Below are 15,258 nucleotides of genomic sequence, written 5' to 3' on the forward strand. Positions count from 1 at the left end.
GGCTCCCGCCACTCAATCCGGTTATCTTGTGCTGCAACGTCTTCCTCAAATGGTGATCTTCGATGCGCTGGTGCGCGAGCAGGGGATCTCTGCCGCCGCCCGTCGTCTCGGGGTCTCCAAATCCCATATCAGCAAGCAGCTTGCGCTGCTGGAGACCACCCTTGGCGCCCAGCTGGTACAGCGCACCACCCGCCGCTTCGTCCTGACCGAGCTGGGTCAGGAGTATGCCCGTCACTGCCATGCGCTGGTGGCGGTGGCGCAGGAGGCGGACTCCATGATCGCCGAGCGGCGCGGCAAGGTGAGCGGGGTGCTCCATCTCGGGGTGGGCCAATCATTTGGTCGTCTGCACGTCATTCCTCATCTCAAGGCGTTTCAGGATCGCTATCCCGAGCTGGAGCTGGAGGTCTCGCTGTTCGACCACAGAACCAATCTGGTGGATGAAGGGCTGGATCTCTGGCTCACCACCTATGAGGACAAGCCGGAAGGGCTGGTGGGACAGCGGCTGGCCGACATTGGCTTCGTGGTGGCGGCTTCGCCGGATTACCTGCTGAGCCACGGCACGCCGCTTCATCCCAAGGATCTGGCCCAGCACAACTGCATCACTTACCAGAGTCGGGAGCGGCGCTATCACCAGTGGTCGTTTCGCCAGGGCAAGGAGCGCCAGACGGTGCAGGTGGCGGGCAACTATCGGGTGGATATGGCGGAGGCGGTACGCGATGCGGCACTGGCCGGGCTCGGCATCGCCTATATCGCCAACTACTTGCTGGACAAGGAGTTACAGAGCGGCAAGCTGATCCCGGTGTTGCCAGGGTGGCGACCGAACCAGCAGATGGCGGTACACGCCGTTTACGCTCGTCGCGAACATCTGGATCCCAAGATCCGTCTCTTCATCGATTTCCTCAAGGCCCGCTTTGGCCCCGAACCCTATTGGGAGCAGCGACTGGCCCCCTGGCTTGGGGGGAAATTGTCCGGCGGTGAGGAATGATTGTTTCCATATAAGAACTCTCGATTTCTCCTGATACTAAAATCGAACCAAATCAGCCAGTTGGCGCAACCGATATCGTGCAAACGTTTTTTCTAACAGGCTTGTAACCAAGCGGACTTGCAGTGACGGGGTGAGAGGCGCAGAATCCGCGCCCATCTTTTGCCCCACCTGATGGAGTCCCTATGATTGCCCTGCTCGGCATCCTGAGTATCCTGGCGCTTGCCGTCATCTGCTCTGATAATCGTCGTCGTATCCCGTTGCGAACAGTTGGCCTTGCCCTCTGCCTGCAAATCATGTTTGCCGGTCTGGTGCTCTGGCTGCCTGCCGGTCAGCACGTGCTGAACGGGGTCAGCGAGAGCGTAAGCAGCGTGATCGGTTATGGTCAGGAGGGGATCGCCTTCCTGTTCGGTGATCTGGCCAAGTTCAAGCTGGGCTTCATCTTTGCCTTCAACGTGTTGCCGGTCATCATCTTCTTCTCCGCGGTGATCGCCATCCTCTACCACATCGGCATCATGCCGCGGGTGATCGCCCTGCTGGGTGGTGGCTTGCAGAAATTGCTGGGCACCGGCCGTGCCGAGAGCCTTTCCGCGACCGCCAACATCTTCGTCGGCATGGTAGAAGCGCCGCTGGTGGTCAAACCCTACCTCTCCAAGATGTCCGATTCCCAGTTCTTCGCTGTGATGAGCTGTGGTCTCGCCTCCGTCGCCGGTGGCACCCTGGTGGGCTATGCCAGCCTCGGGGTTGAGCTGAAATACCTGATCGCTGCCGCCTTCATGTCGGCCCCTGCCGGTCTGGCGATGGCCAAAATCCTGGTGCCGCCGGGAGCTGAAGAGGTCGATCACCATCAGGATGTGGAGATCCCCCGCGCCACCAACGTGATTGAAGCGGCGGCCGATGGCGCCATGTCCGGCCTCAATATCGCGGTGGCGGTCGGTGCGACCCTGCTGGCCTTCGTTGGTGTGATCGCCATGCTGAATGGTCTGCTCGGCTGGGCTGGCGATCTGGTAGGACTGGATCTGAGCTTCCAGATCATTCTGGGCTGGCTGTTTGCCCCCGTCTCCTGGCTGATCGGGGTACCCTGGGATCAGGCACAAGCCGCTGGCGCCCTGATTGGTACCAAGATCGTGGTCAACGAGTTCGTCGCCTTCATCGGTCTGGTGCAGGATCAGACCCTGAGCGAGTCGAGCAAGGCCATCGTGACCTTCGCCCTGTGCGGCTTTGCCAACATCTCCTCAATGGCGATCCTGATCGGCGGTCTGGGCTCCATGGTGCCGGAGCGCAAATCCTTCATCGCCCGTTACGGCATGCGCGCCATTCTCTCCGGCGTGCTGGCGAACCTGATGAGCGCCTGTCTGGCCGGTCTGTTCCTCGCCATGTAACAGTCGCGGTACGGAATAGATGTAACAAGGGCGCCCTGATGGCGCCCTTGTCATATGGATAAAATGAAGCCCCGGCCTTGGTCGGGGCTTCTTGTTGCTGCTCAGTCGACGTAGAAGGTCTGCTGGAAGCTGAGGTTCTGTTGCTGCCCGCCGCCCATGATCTTCAGGGTGAACTGATAGGTATCTTCGTTGCGGTAGGGGAGGGTCGCCAGATAGTAGATGGCATCCCCCTCTTTTACCTCCTGAAAGTTCAGGGTGCGGATGGTGCCGGTCAGGTTCTTGGCCTCACCGGTGATCCCTACGGCTTGCGCCACTTTCTGCTTGTCCTGTACCGCGATATTGATGATGGCGTTGTAGCGGCTGCGCTCCAGTCCATACGCCTTGGCGACTTCTGGTGTAAGGAAGCTGGAGTTGAAGGCGTTGTAGTGCACCAACCAGGGCCCCAGCTCCTTCATCTGTTCTGCCTTGAGCGGCAGGGTCATCAGCAGTGCCAGCAGGCCACTCATCCAGGCTGTTTTCATCTGTCATCCCTCTCATATCTACGGTTGGCGCAGGCCGATTCATTCAGCCTTGCGTGTCATTCAGCAGTGCACTCACTTCTTGCGGCAACTGTTTGGGGCTGTCGATGGCGACGGTTTTGTGTCGCCCCAGCTCGCCCCGCACTATGGTTACCTGGCCCTTGGCCACCTTGAACTGCTTGGCCAGAAACTTGATCAGATGGCTGTTGGCCTGGCCATCGACGGGCGGCGCCGTGATGGCCACTTTCAGCTCTTCGCCATGCAATCCGATGATCTGATCCCGACTCGCCTTGGGCTGGATCACCAGATGCAGTACCAGTTCATCCCCTTGTTGCAGGACGGCTGGCATCAAATCATCCACCACAGCTGGCCGAACAGGTCACCCAGCAGGTAGTTGATGGCTTGCAGGCCGATAAAGGCGACCAGCACCGAGAGATCCAGCCCGCCCAGTGCCGGCAGTACGCGACGAATAGGGGCGAGGAACGGCTCGGTCAGCTGATGCATCACGTATTCGATGGGGTTGCGGCCCTGGCTGACCCAGCTCAGGATGGCGCGGATCAGCAGTACCCAGAAGATCATCGAGCCCGCTTTCTTCAGCACGGTCAGCGCGGCGAACAGGCTGATGCTGAGCCAGTCCGCCAGCAGTACGTTCATGCTCTTGAGCAGGGCCAGCTTGGCGAAGGCGATGGCCAGCGCCAGCACCACGGAGGCGAGATCGATGCCGCCCAAGCCCGGGATAACGCGGCGCAGCGGGATCACCAGCGGATTGGTCAGCTTGACCACCATCTGGCTCATCGGGTTGTAGAAGTCGGCACGGGCCCACTGCAGCCAGACGCGCAGCAGGATCACCATCAGGTAGAGATCGAAAACGGTGTTAATCAGAAAGTAAGCAGTGTTCATCTGGGCTCCTGTTAGAAGAGGGTTTCCATTTCTGTGGCGCGAGCAACGGCCGCCTGCATGGCTTGCGCAGTCAGCGGCATCAGCCCCTGCTGCTGGAATGTCTTGATGGCTTCGGCTGTGGTGCCGCCCTTGCTGGTCACCTGCTCACGCAGGGTTTGCAGCGACAGCTCGGGATTTTGCTCCACCATGGCTGCTGCACCGAGGGCGGTTTGTTGAACCAGTTGGCGTGCCTGCTCGGGCGAGAAGCCCAGTGCCTCCGCCTCTTCGGCGATGGCCTGCATAAAGAGGAAGAAGTAGGCCGGGGCACTGCCCGCTGCGGCGATGACGCCGTTGATGCCAGACTCCTGCTCTACCCAGAGGGTCTTGCCGACCGCCTGCATCATCTGCTCGGCAAAGTCACGATCCACGGCGGCAATCTGTTCGGGTGCATAGAGACCGGTCATGCCCAGACCCAGCAGGGCCGGGGTATTGGGCATGGTGCGGATGATGCGGTCGTGGCCACCGGCCATCTCGCCAAGGCGCGCCACCTTGATACCGGCCGCGATGGAGATGAGCAGCTTGCCCTCAAGGGATCCCAGCTCGGCAACCAGCGCTGCCAGCATGCCGGCCATCAGCTGCGGCTTGACTGCCAGCACGATCACTTCGGCGCCTCGGGCTGCCTCGGCATTACTCTGGGTGATGCGAATGCCATGTTCCCTCGCCAGCGCCTCCAGCTTGGGCTGGCTCGGGTTGGCAGCAGTGATCTGCCCGGCGGGATAACCCGCCTTGACCAGTCCGGCGATGATACTGCGGCTCATGTTGCCCGCGCCGATAAAGGCCAGCGTTCTATGCTGCATCAGATGCTCCTGTAGCACATGGGGTCGCGGCGGGGTGGGTGCTGCCTGCACCACCAGACGCCAGAATTTGGTGTTCCATCAAACGCTCCTGTTGATGAAGTCGCGGCAAGAAGCGGACGTATGGGTTATCCGCTGGCCTTGCCTATGAGTAGTCACGGGCGCCGAAGATGGCGGTGCCGACCCGCACCATGGTGCTGCCGTGGGCTATCGCCAGTTCAAGATCCTCGGTCATCCCCATCGAGAGGGTATCCACCGTGGGGTATTGTCGCGCAAGCTCGGTGAACAGAGTCTGCATACGGGTCATTTGGGTGGCCAGTACGCTCTCGTCACTGGTGTGCTCGGGAATGGCCATCAGTCCCCGCAGCACCAGTCGCTCACTGTGGGAGACCAGCCCGGCAAGGCGGAAAATCTCTTGTTCCGACGTTCCGGATTTGCTGCTCTCTCCGCTAATATTGATTTGCAGACAAACATTTAGCGGTGCCATGCTGGCGGGACGCTGGTTGTTGAGGCGGTCGATCAGCTTGTCCCGATCCACGCTCTGTACCCAGTCAAACCGTTCGGCGACCAGTTTGGATTTGTTCGATTGCAAAGGGCCGATAAAGTGCCACTCTATGTCGCTATATTCCGGCTGCTGGCGCAAGGTATCGATCTTGGCCGCCGCTTCCTGAGCGTAGGATTCGCCAAAGCAGCGCTGACCTGCGGCATGGGCAGCCATTATGGCCTCGACCGGCTTGGTCTTGCTCACGGCCAGCAGGCGGATCTGCTGCAGGTTGCGGCTCGCCCGTTTGGCGGCTTTGGCAATACGTTCCTTTACCTGAAACAGGTGCTGGGCAATCTGGTTCATATTTCGTTAGTGATCTTGTGATGGGAGAATGACAAGTCTATGGATATCACAGAGTTATTGGCTTTCAGTGTAAAGCATAAAGCCTCGGATCTACACCTCTCGGCCGGGGTTCCCCCGATGATCAGGGTTGATGGTGAGGTTCGCAAGATCAATTTGCCCGCCCTGGAACACCGGGAAGTGCATGCCCTCATTTACGACATCATGAACGACCATCAGCGCAAGGAGCTGGAGGAGAACTTCGAGGTCGACTTCTCGTTCGAGGTACCCAATCTGGCCCGTTTCCGGGTCAACGCCTTCCAGCAGGCGCGCGGCTCGGGCGCGGTATTTCGTACCATCCCCAGCACGGTGCTGAGCCTCGAAGATCTCGATGCGCCGGAGATCTTCCGCAAGATCGCCGAGTTCCCGCGGGGTCTGGTGTTGGTGACCGGCCCGACCGGTTCTGGTAAGTCGACCACCCTGGCGGCCATGGTCAACTACATCAACGAGAACTTCCATCACCATATCCTCACCATCGAAGACCCCATCGAATTCGTCCACGAGAACAAGCGCTGTCTGGTGAACCAGCGGGAAGTGCACCGCGATACCAAGAGCTTCAGCAACGCCCTACGCTCGGCCCTGCGGGAAGACCCGGACATCATTCTGGTGGGCGAAATGCGCGACCTTGAGACCATTCGTCTGGCCATGACTGCCGCTGAAACCGGCCACCTAGTGTTTGGCACCCTGCACACCTCGTCGGCGGCCAAGACCATCGACCGTATCATTGACGTCTTCCCCGGCGCGGAGAAGGACATGGTGCGCTCCATGCTCTCCGAATCCCTGCGGGCGGTCATCTCCCAGACCCTGCTCAAGCGCATTGGCGGCGGCCGGGTGGCGGCCCACGAGATCATGATGGGCATTCCGGCGGTGCGTAACTTGATCCGGGAGGACAAGATTGCCCAGCTCTACTCGGTGATCCAGACCGGGATGACCCACGGCATGCAGACCATGGATCAGAGCCTCAAGCAGCTGGTGAGTCGTGGCGTGGTGGCATCCCTCGATGCCAAGGCCAAGGCCGTCGATCCCAACAGCATTTAAGAGACTCGCACCCAGGGAGGGATAGATGATGAATCTGGATGATCTGCTGAGCGAGCTGGTCGAGCGAAAGGGGTCGGATCTGTTTGTGACGGTGGGCTCGCCGCCCACCCTCAAGGTGAATGGCCATCTTGTGTCGCTAGGAGGTGAGGCGCTCGACAAGAAGGGGGCACTGACGCTGGTCAGGGATACCCTCAGCAGCGATCACTTCGAGCGCTATATCCGCACCAAAGAGGCCAACTACGCGATCTATCGCGAAGCGCTTGGCCGTTTTCGGGTCAGTGCCTTCTGGCAGCAGGAGCTGCCCGGCATGGTGGTGCGGCGTATCGAGACCCGCATTCCCACCTTTGAAGATCTGCAGCTACCCAAGATCCTGCAAGACGTGGCGATGGCCAAGCGGGGGCTGGTGCTGTTTGTCGGCGCCACCGGGGCGGGCAAATCGACTACCCAGGCGGCGATGATCGGCTATCGCAACCAGCATGCCGATGGTCACATTCTGACGGTGGAAGATCCGGTGGAGTTCGTCCATCAGCATGGTCGTAGTCTGGTGACCCAGCGAGAGGTGGGGATCGACACCGAGTCGTTCGATGTGGCGCTGAAAAGCTCGCTGCGTCAGGCTCCGGACGTGATCCTGATCGGCGAGATCCGCAGTCAGGAGACCATGGAGTTTGCCCTGCAGTTCGCCGAGACGGGACACCTTTGTCTCGCCACTTTGCATGCCAACAATGCCAACCAGGCGCTGGATCGCATCCTCCATCTGGTGCCGCAAGACAAACACCGCCAGTTCCTGTTCGATCTCTCTTTCAACCTCAAGGCCATCGTCGCCCAGCAGCTGGTGCCGAGTATGGATGGCAAGCGGCGCTGCGCTGCGTTCGAGATCCTGCTCAATACCCCGCTCATCACCGACATCATCCGCAAGGGGGAGATGCATCGCCTCAAGGAGGTGATGACCAAATCGACCGAGCTGGGTATGCAGACCTTCGATCAGGCGCTCTTCAGCCTGTTCTGCGCCGGCCAGATTGGCTACAGTGAGGCACTCGCCCACGCCGACTCGGCCAACGACCTGCGACTGCTGATCAAGCTCTCCGGTCGCGAACGGCTCGGCACCGGCACGCTGGACAATGTGACGCTGGATGAATGAATCATGGGGCCGCTCTGCCGTTCGGCCCCTCGCCATAAAGGAACGTTATGCTGATTGTGGTTTCCCCGGCCAAGACGCTGGATTACGAGTCACCACTGGTGACACCCCGTTTCACCCAACCCGAGCTGCTGGATCACTCCGCCGAACTGATTAGCCGGGCCCGCCAACTGAGCCCGGACCAGATCGCCACTTTGATGAAGATCAGCGACAAGCTGGCCGGTCTCAATGCCGCCCGTTTTGCCGAGTGGCAGCCAGATTTCACCCCCGCCAATGCCCGTCAGGCGCTGCTGGCCTTCAAGGGGGATGTCTACACCGGTTTGGCGGTGGAGGATTTTAGCGAGGCCGATTTTGACTTCGCTCAGGCACACCTGCGGATGCTCTCCGGCCTCTATGGCGTGTTGCGTCCCCTCGACCTGATGATGCCCTACCGGCTGGAGATGGGGACCAAGCTCGACAATAGTCGCGGCAAGGATCTTTACCAGTTCTGGGGGGAGGTGATCACTCACCATCTCAATGACGCGCTGGCTGCGCAGGGGGATGAGGTGCTGATCAATCTGGCCTCCGACGAGTATTTCAAGTCGGTACGACCCAAGAGCCTGAAAGGGCGGATTGTCACACCGGTGTTCAAGGATGAGAAGAGCGGCCAGTTCAAGATCATCAGCTTCTACGCCAAGAAGGCGCGCGGCATGATGGCTCGCCACATCATCAAGCACCGTCTGACCGAGGTGGAGCAGCTGACCGGTTTCAACGCCGAGGGCTACTACTTCGTACCGGAAGAGTCGGACGCCAATACCCTGATGTTTAAACGCGCCGAAAATTAATTAAAAAAAGAGGGAACCAATCTTTCGACCCGTGGGTCTGAATATGTGAATCCTCTGTTGTAAGCACTTTTTATTCGCCGACGTTTGATACGTCGGCTTTTTTATTGCCGTTTTTATTGTCCATCGATTGCCTTCGCCGGGACTATGTGGTTCAGATAGACTCAAGACAGGGAGCGAGTCGTCGTGAGGTGAATATGGAACAGAAAAATGCCATTCGGCAGGTTGCCGTACCTTGGGCTCCGTCCCGCCAGCTCCCACCTGGGCTGGTCGTTGCCGAGCTGCATCAGGATCTCTGGAGCGACTCTCTGACCATCATGCTGGGGCGGGCACGCAGCATCGATCTGCCCCCGCAAATCCTCTGCCGGGTCTATTTTCGCCATATCTATGCCCTGCGGGTCATCGAGGATTGCGATCTGGCCGAGGGGAAGGATAGCCACGCCATCGAAGAGCAGATCCAGCTCATCACTCCATCCCGTTTTGCCAGCTGGTTCCATCAGGAGTCGGACGGCCTGCATCTGGATGAAGATCTGCAGCACTATCGCATCTCGACCTGGGATTATTGTGCCGATGTGCTGACCTCCTCGGCGCCGGAGCTGCAGTTCCTGCCCCAGAGCGAGTAGCCAGCTGTTACGTCAGAGGCGAAGGATGATCCTTCGCCTCTGGGTTTTTGGGCTGGTGCAGATTTTGTGGCGTTCAGGCCATTCAGCTTGGGTGGTGGCCTGTTGTGTCGGCACAAAAAAAGCGCCTCAGAGGAGGCGCGGGGAAAAAGACAGATTGGAAGCGTCACATGGGTGCTACTTGAATCAGCGAATGAGCCGTGCCATTCAAGTATGGAGTCATCATGCCAAGCTCAATCTGAAGTAGTTCTGAGGCGATTCTTCATTTTCTGTTCATCTTGTCAGCAAAGCGTGGCCACTGATTGAAATCCTTTTCATTCTGGTCGCGATATTGTCCCGTTCCTTTCCGGGGCGGTCATCGTCTCATGGGGCCAGCTCGAATGCTGTGCCAACCTGTTCCAGTGCCAGCAACCAGCGCTTGATGGGAATGCCGCCAGCATAGCCGGTCAGCTCGCCGCTGCGTCCGATCACTCGATGGCAGGGTACTATGATGCTCAGCGGATTGCGCCCATTGGCAGCGCCCACCGCCCGCACTGCCTTGGGATTGCCGATAGCCTGGGCAATCTCGAGATAGCTCACGGTCTCGCCATAGGGGATATCGCACAAAGCGTTCCACACCGTTTGCTGGAACGGGGTGCCCTTCGCTGCCATGGGCAGATCGAACTGCTGCAATTTTCCGGCGAAATAGGCGTTGAACTGGGCGAGATAGGGGGTCAGCGCCTTGTCATCCCGTTGCCAGTCAGTTTGCGGCATTACAGGCCGCTCTCCGTGCATGAACTCCACGTGGCGCAGGCCATCCTGATCGATGGCGACCAGCAGCGGGCCGCGGGCGCTGTCGCAAAAACTGTATCTCATCGGCGGACATCCTTTGGGGGTTGGCTCAGTCCAGAACCGGTTTGCCGCGGGCGGACTTGATATCCCCCTTGCGTTTCTTGGCATCGACCCGTTTGCGCTGGGAGCTGCGGGTTGGCTTGGTGGCATGGCGGGCCTTGGGGCGCCAGGCTGCTTTTTTCAGCAACTCCACCAGACGGCTCATCGCCTCCTTGCGGTTCATGTCCTGGCTGCGATGGCTCTCGACCCGGATCAGGATAAAGCCGTCGTGTACCCGGCTGTCGCTCAGCTTGTCGAGACCCTCCTTGTAGAGGGGCGTCAGGCTGGGAGAGTTGCGGTAATCGAAGCGCAACCAGACGGCGGAGTCGGTCTTGTTGACGTGCTGTCCACCGTTGCCCTGTGCCCGCATGGTCTGAAATTGCAGCTCATGCCAGGGAATCGTGACGCTGTTGGAGATAACTAACATGCTGTTTTGCTCTTGTTTGGTGCATACCCGCTGACCGCTGCAGCATGGTGCCTCATTATGGGGCGTGCTGGCCGGTTATGGGGATGTGCCTGGCGAATGGCGCCGGTATTAAACTCTATCTATATGAAATAAAACAATAAAAATACTTGGCATAAGAATTGAAACCCGATTCATGACACACCATGGATTGGGAGCAACCAGATGAAGCTGATTAGTGCGATTATCAAACCGTTCAAGTTGGACGATGTCCGCGAGGCTATTGCCAACCTGGGGGTGGAAGGGCTGACCGTGTCCGAGGTCAAGGGGTTTGGCCGCCAGAAGGGACACACCGAATTATACCGGGGAGCCGAGTATCAGGTCGACTTCCTGCCCAAGGTGAAGCTGGAGATTGCTACCGCTGATGATAACGTGGAAGGGGTGATCGAGGCGATCTGCAAGGCGGCCTATACCGGCAAGATCGGTGACGGCAAGATCTTTGTCTACGACTTGCTGCAGGCGGTGCGCATCCGCACCGGCGAGAGTGACGACGAGGCGCTGTGATGAACCGCATCCGTGACGTACAGATTTGTTGACCTCCCGATGTCGGGAATTCCCGATGGCGTGAGCGCTTATTGAAGCCTGATCAACATAACGTTTTGCTCAGAAGAGGCCGAATGGGATTCCATCCGGCCCTTTTCATTTATGGGCGATTAAATATGTGATGTGGCGACGGCGAGCTTTCTTGATCCGCTTATAAGATGTATGCAGAATGCAAACGGAAATCGTTATCACTCTGTATAGCTAATCAAGGAATGGATGATGAAAATGAAGATGTTGGCACTGGCTTTCTCTGCGTTGGCAGCTCAGTCGGCATTGGCGGCCGGGGAAGTGAATGTCTACTCCAACCGGCAGGATGAGCTGATCAAGCCCATCATCCAGCAGTTCGAGAAGGAATCTGGCATCAAGGTGAACGTGGTGTTCGCCAAAGAGGGATTGAACGAGCGTCTGGAGCGGGAAGGCAAGCTCTCTCCGGCCGACCTGATGCTGACCGTCGATATCAGCCGTCTGACCGATCTGGTGGACAAGGGGCTGGTACAGCCGGTGGATAGCAAGATCCTGCAGGAGAACATCCCCGCTATCTATCGTGATCCGGAGAATCGCTGGTTCGCGCTGACCACCCGGGTTCGCGCCATCTACTCCAGCAAGGAGCGCCTCGGCAAGCTCGATACCATCAGCTACGAAGATCTGGCCAAACCGGAATTCAAAGGGAAAATCTGCACCCGCAGCGGCAAGCATGAGTACAATGTGGCGCTGGTCTCCTCCATGATTGCCCATCACGGCATGGCCGAGACCAAAACCTGGTTGGAAGGGGTCAAGGCCAACCTGGCGCGCAAGCCGCAGGGCAACGACCGGGATCAGGTCAAGGCGATCAAGGATGGTATCTGTGACGTGTCGCTCGGCAACAGCTATTATCTGGGCGCCATGTTGAAAGATCCTGCTCAGAAGTCCTGGGCGGATGCGGTCTATATCAACTTCCCGAACCAGGCTGACCGCGGTGCCCACGTCAACGTGAGTGGCGTGGCCATGACCAAATATGCCAAGAACAAGGCCGAGGCCCAGAAGCTGATGGAGTTTCTGGCTGGCGACACCGCCCAGCACATGTATGCGGACGTGAACGCCGAATATCCGGTCAAGGCCGGAGTCGAGCCTTCCGCCATGGTCAAGTCCTGGGGCAGTTTCAAGTCTGACGCACTACCGGTCAGCGATTACGCCAAGCACCGCAAGGACGCCTTGCAGTTGCTGGATGAAGTGAAGTTCGACTTGTAATCAGATGGGGCCAACGGCCCCATCAACATCTGTGGTCTCATGAAAAATTTTGGATGGATGACCGGCAGCTGGGCCACCGCCCTGCTGCTGGGTTTACCGGTTATAGCCCTGCTTTTCTCTGCCTTTTCGGCTGAGGGGGAGCTGTTTCGCCACCTCGCCGATACCGTGCTGCTCGATTATCTGGGCAATACCCTGGGGCTGGTGGTCGGCGTGGTGCTGCTCAGCCTGCTGTTTGGCGTACCCACCGCCTGGCTGGTGGCCATGTGTCAGGTGCCGGGGCTCCGTGCCCTGCAGTGGGCCTTGATGCTGCCGATGGCCATGCCCTCCTATATCGTCGCCTACGTCTATACCGACCTGCTCGACTACTCGGGCCCGCTGCAGGCCGGGTTGCGAGCACTCTTTGGCTGGAACAGCCCTGCCGATTACTGGTTTCCTGCCATTCGCTCCCTTGGTGGTGCCGCCTGGGTGCTGGCGCTGGTGCTGTTCCCCTATGTCTATCTGCTGACCCGCGCCTCTTTTCTCGAGCAGTCAGTCAGCCTGATCCACTCCAGCCGCCTGCTCGGCTGCACCCCGTGGCAGAGCTTTCGTCGCCTCAGTCTGCCGCTGGCGCGCCCCGCCATCATGGTGGCGGTATCGCTGGTGGCCATGGAGACGCTGGCCGATTTCGCCACCGTCCACTTCTTTGCCATCAACACCCTGACCACGGCGGTCTATGACACTTGGCTCGGCTATGGCAGTCTGGCCACCGCGGCGAAACTATCCTGCCTGATGTTGCTGGCTGTGGTGCTGTTGAGCGCGCTGGAGCGCCGCTCGCGCAGTCGGCAGCAGGTGTTCCAGAAGTCCATGGGCCATGAGCAGCCGCTGCGCTATCCGCTCAAGGGGATGAGCCGCTGGCTGGCGGGTCTCTGGTGCTGGGGGCTGGTGCTGGCCGGTTTCGCTCTGCCGTTCATCATCCTGCTCGATTACGGGGTGCGCTACTTCGAGTTGTCGTGGACGCCGGAGTTTGTCCGCTTTGCCGGAAACAGCTTGGCTATCTCGGCGCTGACCGCCCTGCTGGCGATGGGCATCGCCCTGCTGCTCGGCTTCTTCCGCCGCCTCGATGGCGGGATCAAGAGTCTGCTGCCTCTGCGCATCGCCGCCATGGGCTACGCCATGCCGGGTACCGTGCTCGCCATCGGCGTGCTGGTGCCGCTTACCGCCCTCGATTTTGCCATCAACGATCTGGCCGATTGGCTCGGGCGTCAGGGGCCGGGCTTGCTGCTGACCGGCACCATCACCGCCATCGTGTTCGGTTATCTGGTGCGCTTCGTGGCCATCGCCATCGGCTCGGTGGAGAGCAGCATGGGTAAGATCTCCCCCAGCCTCGACATGGCGGCCCGCTCTCTGGGGCAAGGGGATGGCGCCATGCTGCGCCGGGTCCATCTGCCGCTGGTGCGCCGTGGTCTGTTTGCCGGTGCCATGCTGGTATTCATCGAATCCATGAAGGAGCTGCCCGCCGCTCTGCTGCTGCGACCGTTCAACTTCGATACCCTGGCGACCCACGTCTACCAGTTCGTCTCGGACGAGATGCTGGAGCGCGGCGCGCTGGGGGCTATCGTCATTGTGCTGGTGGGGCTGTTGCCGCTGATCTGGGTCAACCGCAGTCTGGACAGTCCGGGCCACTGAGTCGCCGCGTCGGTCAATGAAATTGCATGCGGTGTGCTGAACCGAAAGGCAGCGCGCCGCCAGAAACGAGAGGAAGTCAGCCTTGTCCTGTTTGCAGGTTGAAAATGTCAGCTGCCGTTACAACGGCCGCAATGTGCTGGAGCAGCTCTCCCTGACGGTGGCAGAGAACGAGATCGTCTGCCTGCTGGGAGCCAGTGGCTGCGGCAAAACCACGTTGCTCAAGGCCATCGCCGGGCTGCTGCCGTTGGCAGAGGGCTCTATTCGCCTCGGCGATACCCTGCTCGACGGGCCGGGTGCCAGCGTGCCGCCCGAGGCGCGCAACATCGGCATGATCTTTCAGGATTACGCCCTCTTTCCCCACCTGACGGTGGCCGACAATGTCGGCTTTGGCCTGACCAAACTCGATCGCCGCGCCCGCCAGCAGCAGGTGGACGAGGCGCTGGCGCTGGTCAATCTGCAGGGACTGGGGGATCGCTATCCGCACCAGCTCTCCGGTGGTCAGCAGCAGCGGGTAGCCATCGCCCGGGCGCTGGTGTGCAAGCCGCGGCTGATGCTGCTGGATGAGCCCTTCTCCAACATCGATACCCAGGTGCGGATGAAGCTGATCCTCGAGATCCGCGCCCTGCTCAAGCAGCAGGGGGTCGGCGCCATCTTCGTCAGCCACAGCAAGGAGGAGGCGTTCGCCTTCGCCGATCGGCTGGCGCTGTTTCGCGCCGGTCACATCGAGCAGGTGGGCCAGTCGGAGCAGCTCTATCGCCGCCCGCAAAACCGCTTCGTGGCGGAGTTTCTCGGCGGGGTCAACTATCTGGCTGCCGAGGTGGTGGACAGCCACTGCGTGCAGACGGCGCTCGGGGTCATCTGTGGCAGCGAGCCCCATGGCCAGGTGGTGGGCGAGCAGTTGCAGCTGATGCTCAGACCCCAGCAACTGCTGCTGGAGAGCGCCGCAGATGGGGAGCTCAAGGTGGTGGAACAGCAGTTCCTCGGCCACCACTGCCGGGTGCTGTTCGAGTGTGGCGATCTGCAGCTGGAGGCGAGCATTGGCGAGCCCCTTGATGGGATGCGGGCACGGATCAAGGTCGCTCCCCATGGATTGGTGTTGTTTGACCCTTTGCCCTGAACGCGTGATATCGTCGTGAAATCAAAGAACTGGATCCACTCTGGTTTATAATCGCGCAACGCAAATAGCCCGTAACGCTAACGCCTACTCAGGGGAGAGATATATGAAAGCCCAAGCCGGGATCTGCGCAGAGCCGAATCTGCACGCCCTCTATCTGATGTTCAATCGTACCGGCGATGCCGCCGAACTGGTCGGCCGTCTGGCCAAACTGCCCGCCCTGTGGCAGGCGGTCGCCGCCGATTTCCCCGATGCCGGTTTCAG

The 15,258-nt window shown here is 59.8% G+C and carries 17 protein-coding genes and 1 pseudogene; 11 read left to right on the plus strand and 7 right to left on the minus strand.

The genetic code is table 11. The annotated features are described in order from the left end of the window. Positions 1–49 precede the first annotated feature (49 nt). Positions 50–985, plus strand: a complete 936-nt coding sequence (locus tag L972_RS06985; protein ID WP_005340335.1) for a LysR family transcriptional regulator — start codon at positions 50–52, stop codon at positions 983–985. 182 nt (positions 986–1,167) lie between these two features. Further along, positions 1,168–2,364, plus strand: coding sequence for a NupC/NupG family nucleoside CNT transporter (locus tag L972_RS06990; protein WP_047436995.1), 1,197 nt, complete (start codon positions 1,168–1,170; stop codon positions 2,362–2,364). A gap of 101 nt (positions 2,365–2,465) precedes the next feature. Here L972_RS06990 and L972_RS06995 read toward each other — a convergent pair whose 3' ends face one another. The 5 genes from L972_RS06995 to L972_RS07015 all read right to left on the minus strand — a co-directional run bounded on the left by L972_RS06995 (position 2,466) and on the right by L972_RS07015 (position 5,462). Beyond that, on the minus strand, positions 2,466–2,885 hold the full coding sequence (locus tag L972_RS06995; protein ID WP_005340339.1) for a DUF4426 domain-containing protein: 420 nt from the start codon (positions 2,883–2,885) through the stop codon (positions 2,466–2,468). Positions 2,886–2,928: 43 nt separating this feature from the next. Beyond that, entirely contained in the window at positions 2,929–3,231 is a 303-nt protein-coding gene (yggU, locus tag L972_RS07000; RefSeq protein ID WP_021230942.1) for a DUF167 family protein YggU, read from the minus strand. Continuing rightward, complete coding sequence (locus L972_RS07005) at positions 3,231–3,782, minus strand: YggT family protein (RefSeq protein ID WP_047436998.1); 552 nt, start codon at positions 3,780–3,782, stop codon at positions 3,231–3,233. Before L972_RS07005 ends, yggU begins: the two co-directional genes overlap by 1 nt. Positions 3,783–3,793: 11 nt before the next feature. Next, positions 3,794–4,618, minus strand: a complete 825-nt coding sequence (proC, locus tag L972_RS07010) for a pyrroline-5-carboxylate reductase (protein ID WP_047437001.1) — start codon at positions 4,616–4,618, stop codon at positions 3,794–3,796. A gap of 142 nt (positions 4,619–4,760) precedes the next feature. Further along, positions 4,761–5,462: a YggS family pyridoxal phosphate-dependent enzyme gene (locus L972_RS07015; protein WP_047437004.1), complete on the minus strand. Its 702-nt coding sequence runs from the start codon at positions 5,460–5,462 to the stop codon at positions 4,761–4,763. A 39-nt stretch (positions 5,463–5,501) separates the two neighbouring features. Here L972_RS07015 and tapT point away from each other — a divergent pair, with 39 nt between their 5' ends. From tapT to L972_RS07035, 4 genes are all read left to right on the plus strand, one after another. Continuing rightward, entirely contained in the window at positions 5,502–6,536 is a 1,035-nt protein-coding gene (gene tapT / locus L972_RS07020) for a type IVa pilus ATPase TapT (protein ID WP_005340354.1), read from the plus strand. A 28-nt stretch (positions 6,537–6,564) separates the two neighbouring features. Further along, complete coding sequence (gene tapU, locus L972_RS07025) at positions 6,565–7,674, plus strand: type IVa pilus ATPase TapU (RefSeq protein WP_047437028.1); 1,110 nt, start codon at positions 6,565–6,567, stop codon at positions 7,672–7,674. A 47-nt stretch (positions 7,675–7,721) separates the two neighbouring features. Continuing rightward, the gene (gene yaaA / locus L972_RS07030) at positions 7,722–8,495 is read left to right on the plus strand and encodes a peroxide stress protein YaaA (RefSeq protein ID WP_047437006.1); all 774 of its coding nucleotides are present in this window, start codon (positions 7,722–7,724) and stop codon (positions 8,493–8,495) included. A gap of 194 nt (positions 8,496–8,689) precedes the next feature. After that, the gene (locus L972_RS07035; RefSeq protein WP_005340360.1) at positions 8,690–9,115 is read left to right on the plus strand and encodes a hypothetical protein; all 426 of its coding nucleotides are present in this window, start codon (positions 8,690–8,692) and stop codon (positions 9,113–9,115) included. Positions 9,116–9,475: 360 nt separating this feature from the next. On the opposite strand, the gene L972_RS07040 is transcribed toward L972_RS07035, so the two are convergent. Continuing rightward, the gene (locus L972_RS07040; protein ID WP_047437009.1) at positions 9,476–9,967 is read right to left on the minus strand and encodes a methylated-DNA--[protein]-cysteine S-methyltransferase; all 492 of its coding nucleotides are present in this window, start codon (positions 9,965–9,967) and stop codon (positions 9,476–9,478) included. A gap of 25 nt (positions 9,968–9,992) precedes the next feature. After that, complete coding sequence (arfB, locus tag L972_RS07045) at positions 9,993–10,409, minus strand: alternative ribosome rescue aminoacyl-tRNA hydrolase ArfB (protein WP_021230947.1); 417 nt, start codon at positions 10,407–10,409, stop codon at positions 9,993–9,995. A 201-nt stretch (positions 10,410–10,610) separates the two neighbouring features. Between arfB and glnK the strand changes: the two genes are divergently transcribed. The 5 genes and pseudogenes from glnK to L972_RS21345 all read left to right on the plus strand — a co-directional run. Continuing rightward, entirely contained in the window at positions 10,611–10,949 is a 339-nt protein-coding gene (gene glnK, locus L972_RS07050; protein WP_005341406.1) for a P-II family nitrogen regulator, read from the plus strand. Positions 10,950–11,207: 258 nt separating this feature from the next. After that, entirely contained in the window at positions 11,208–12,215 is a 1,008-nt protein-coding gene (locus L972_RS07055; RefSeq protein WP_005357960.1) for a Fe(3+) ABC transporter substrate-binding protein, read from the plus strand. 39 nt (positions 12,216–12,254) lie between these two features. Beyond that, positions 12,255–13,880 carry an ABC transporter permease gene (locus L972_RS07060; protein WP_047437012.1) on the plus strand — a complete coding sequence of 542 codons (1,626 nt, stop codon included), beginning with the start codon at positions 12,255–12,257 and terminating at the stop codon, positions 13,878–13,880. Between the two features lie 82 nt (positions 13,881–13,962). Next, positions 13,963–14,997: an ABC transporter ATP-binding protein gene (locus L972_RS07065; RefSeq protein ID WP_047437015.1), complete on the plus strand. Its 1,035-nt coding sequence runs from the start codon at positions 13,963–13,965 to the stop codon at positions 14,995–14,997. A gap of 103 nt (positions 14,998–15,100) precedes the next feature. Continuing rightward, positions 15,101–15,258, plus strand: a pseudogene (locus L972_RS21345) (Dyp-type peroxidase); the annotation flags it as partial.

This window comes from Aeromonas sp. ZOR0001, assembly GCF_000801015.1.
Taxonomy (GTDB): Bacteria; Pseudomonadota; Gammaproteobacteria; order Enterobacterales; family Aeromonadaceae; genus Aeromonas; species Aeromonas veronii.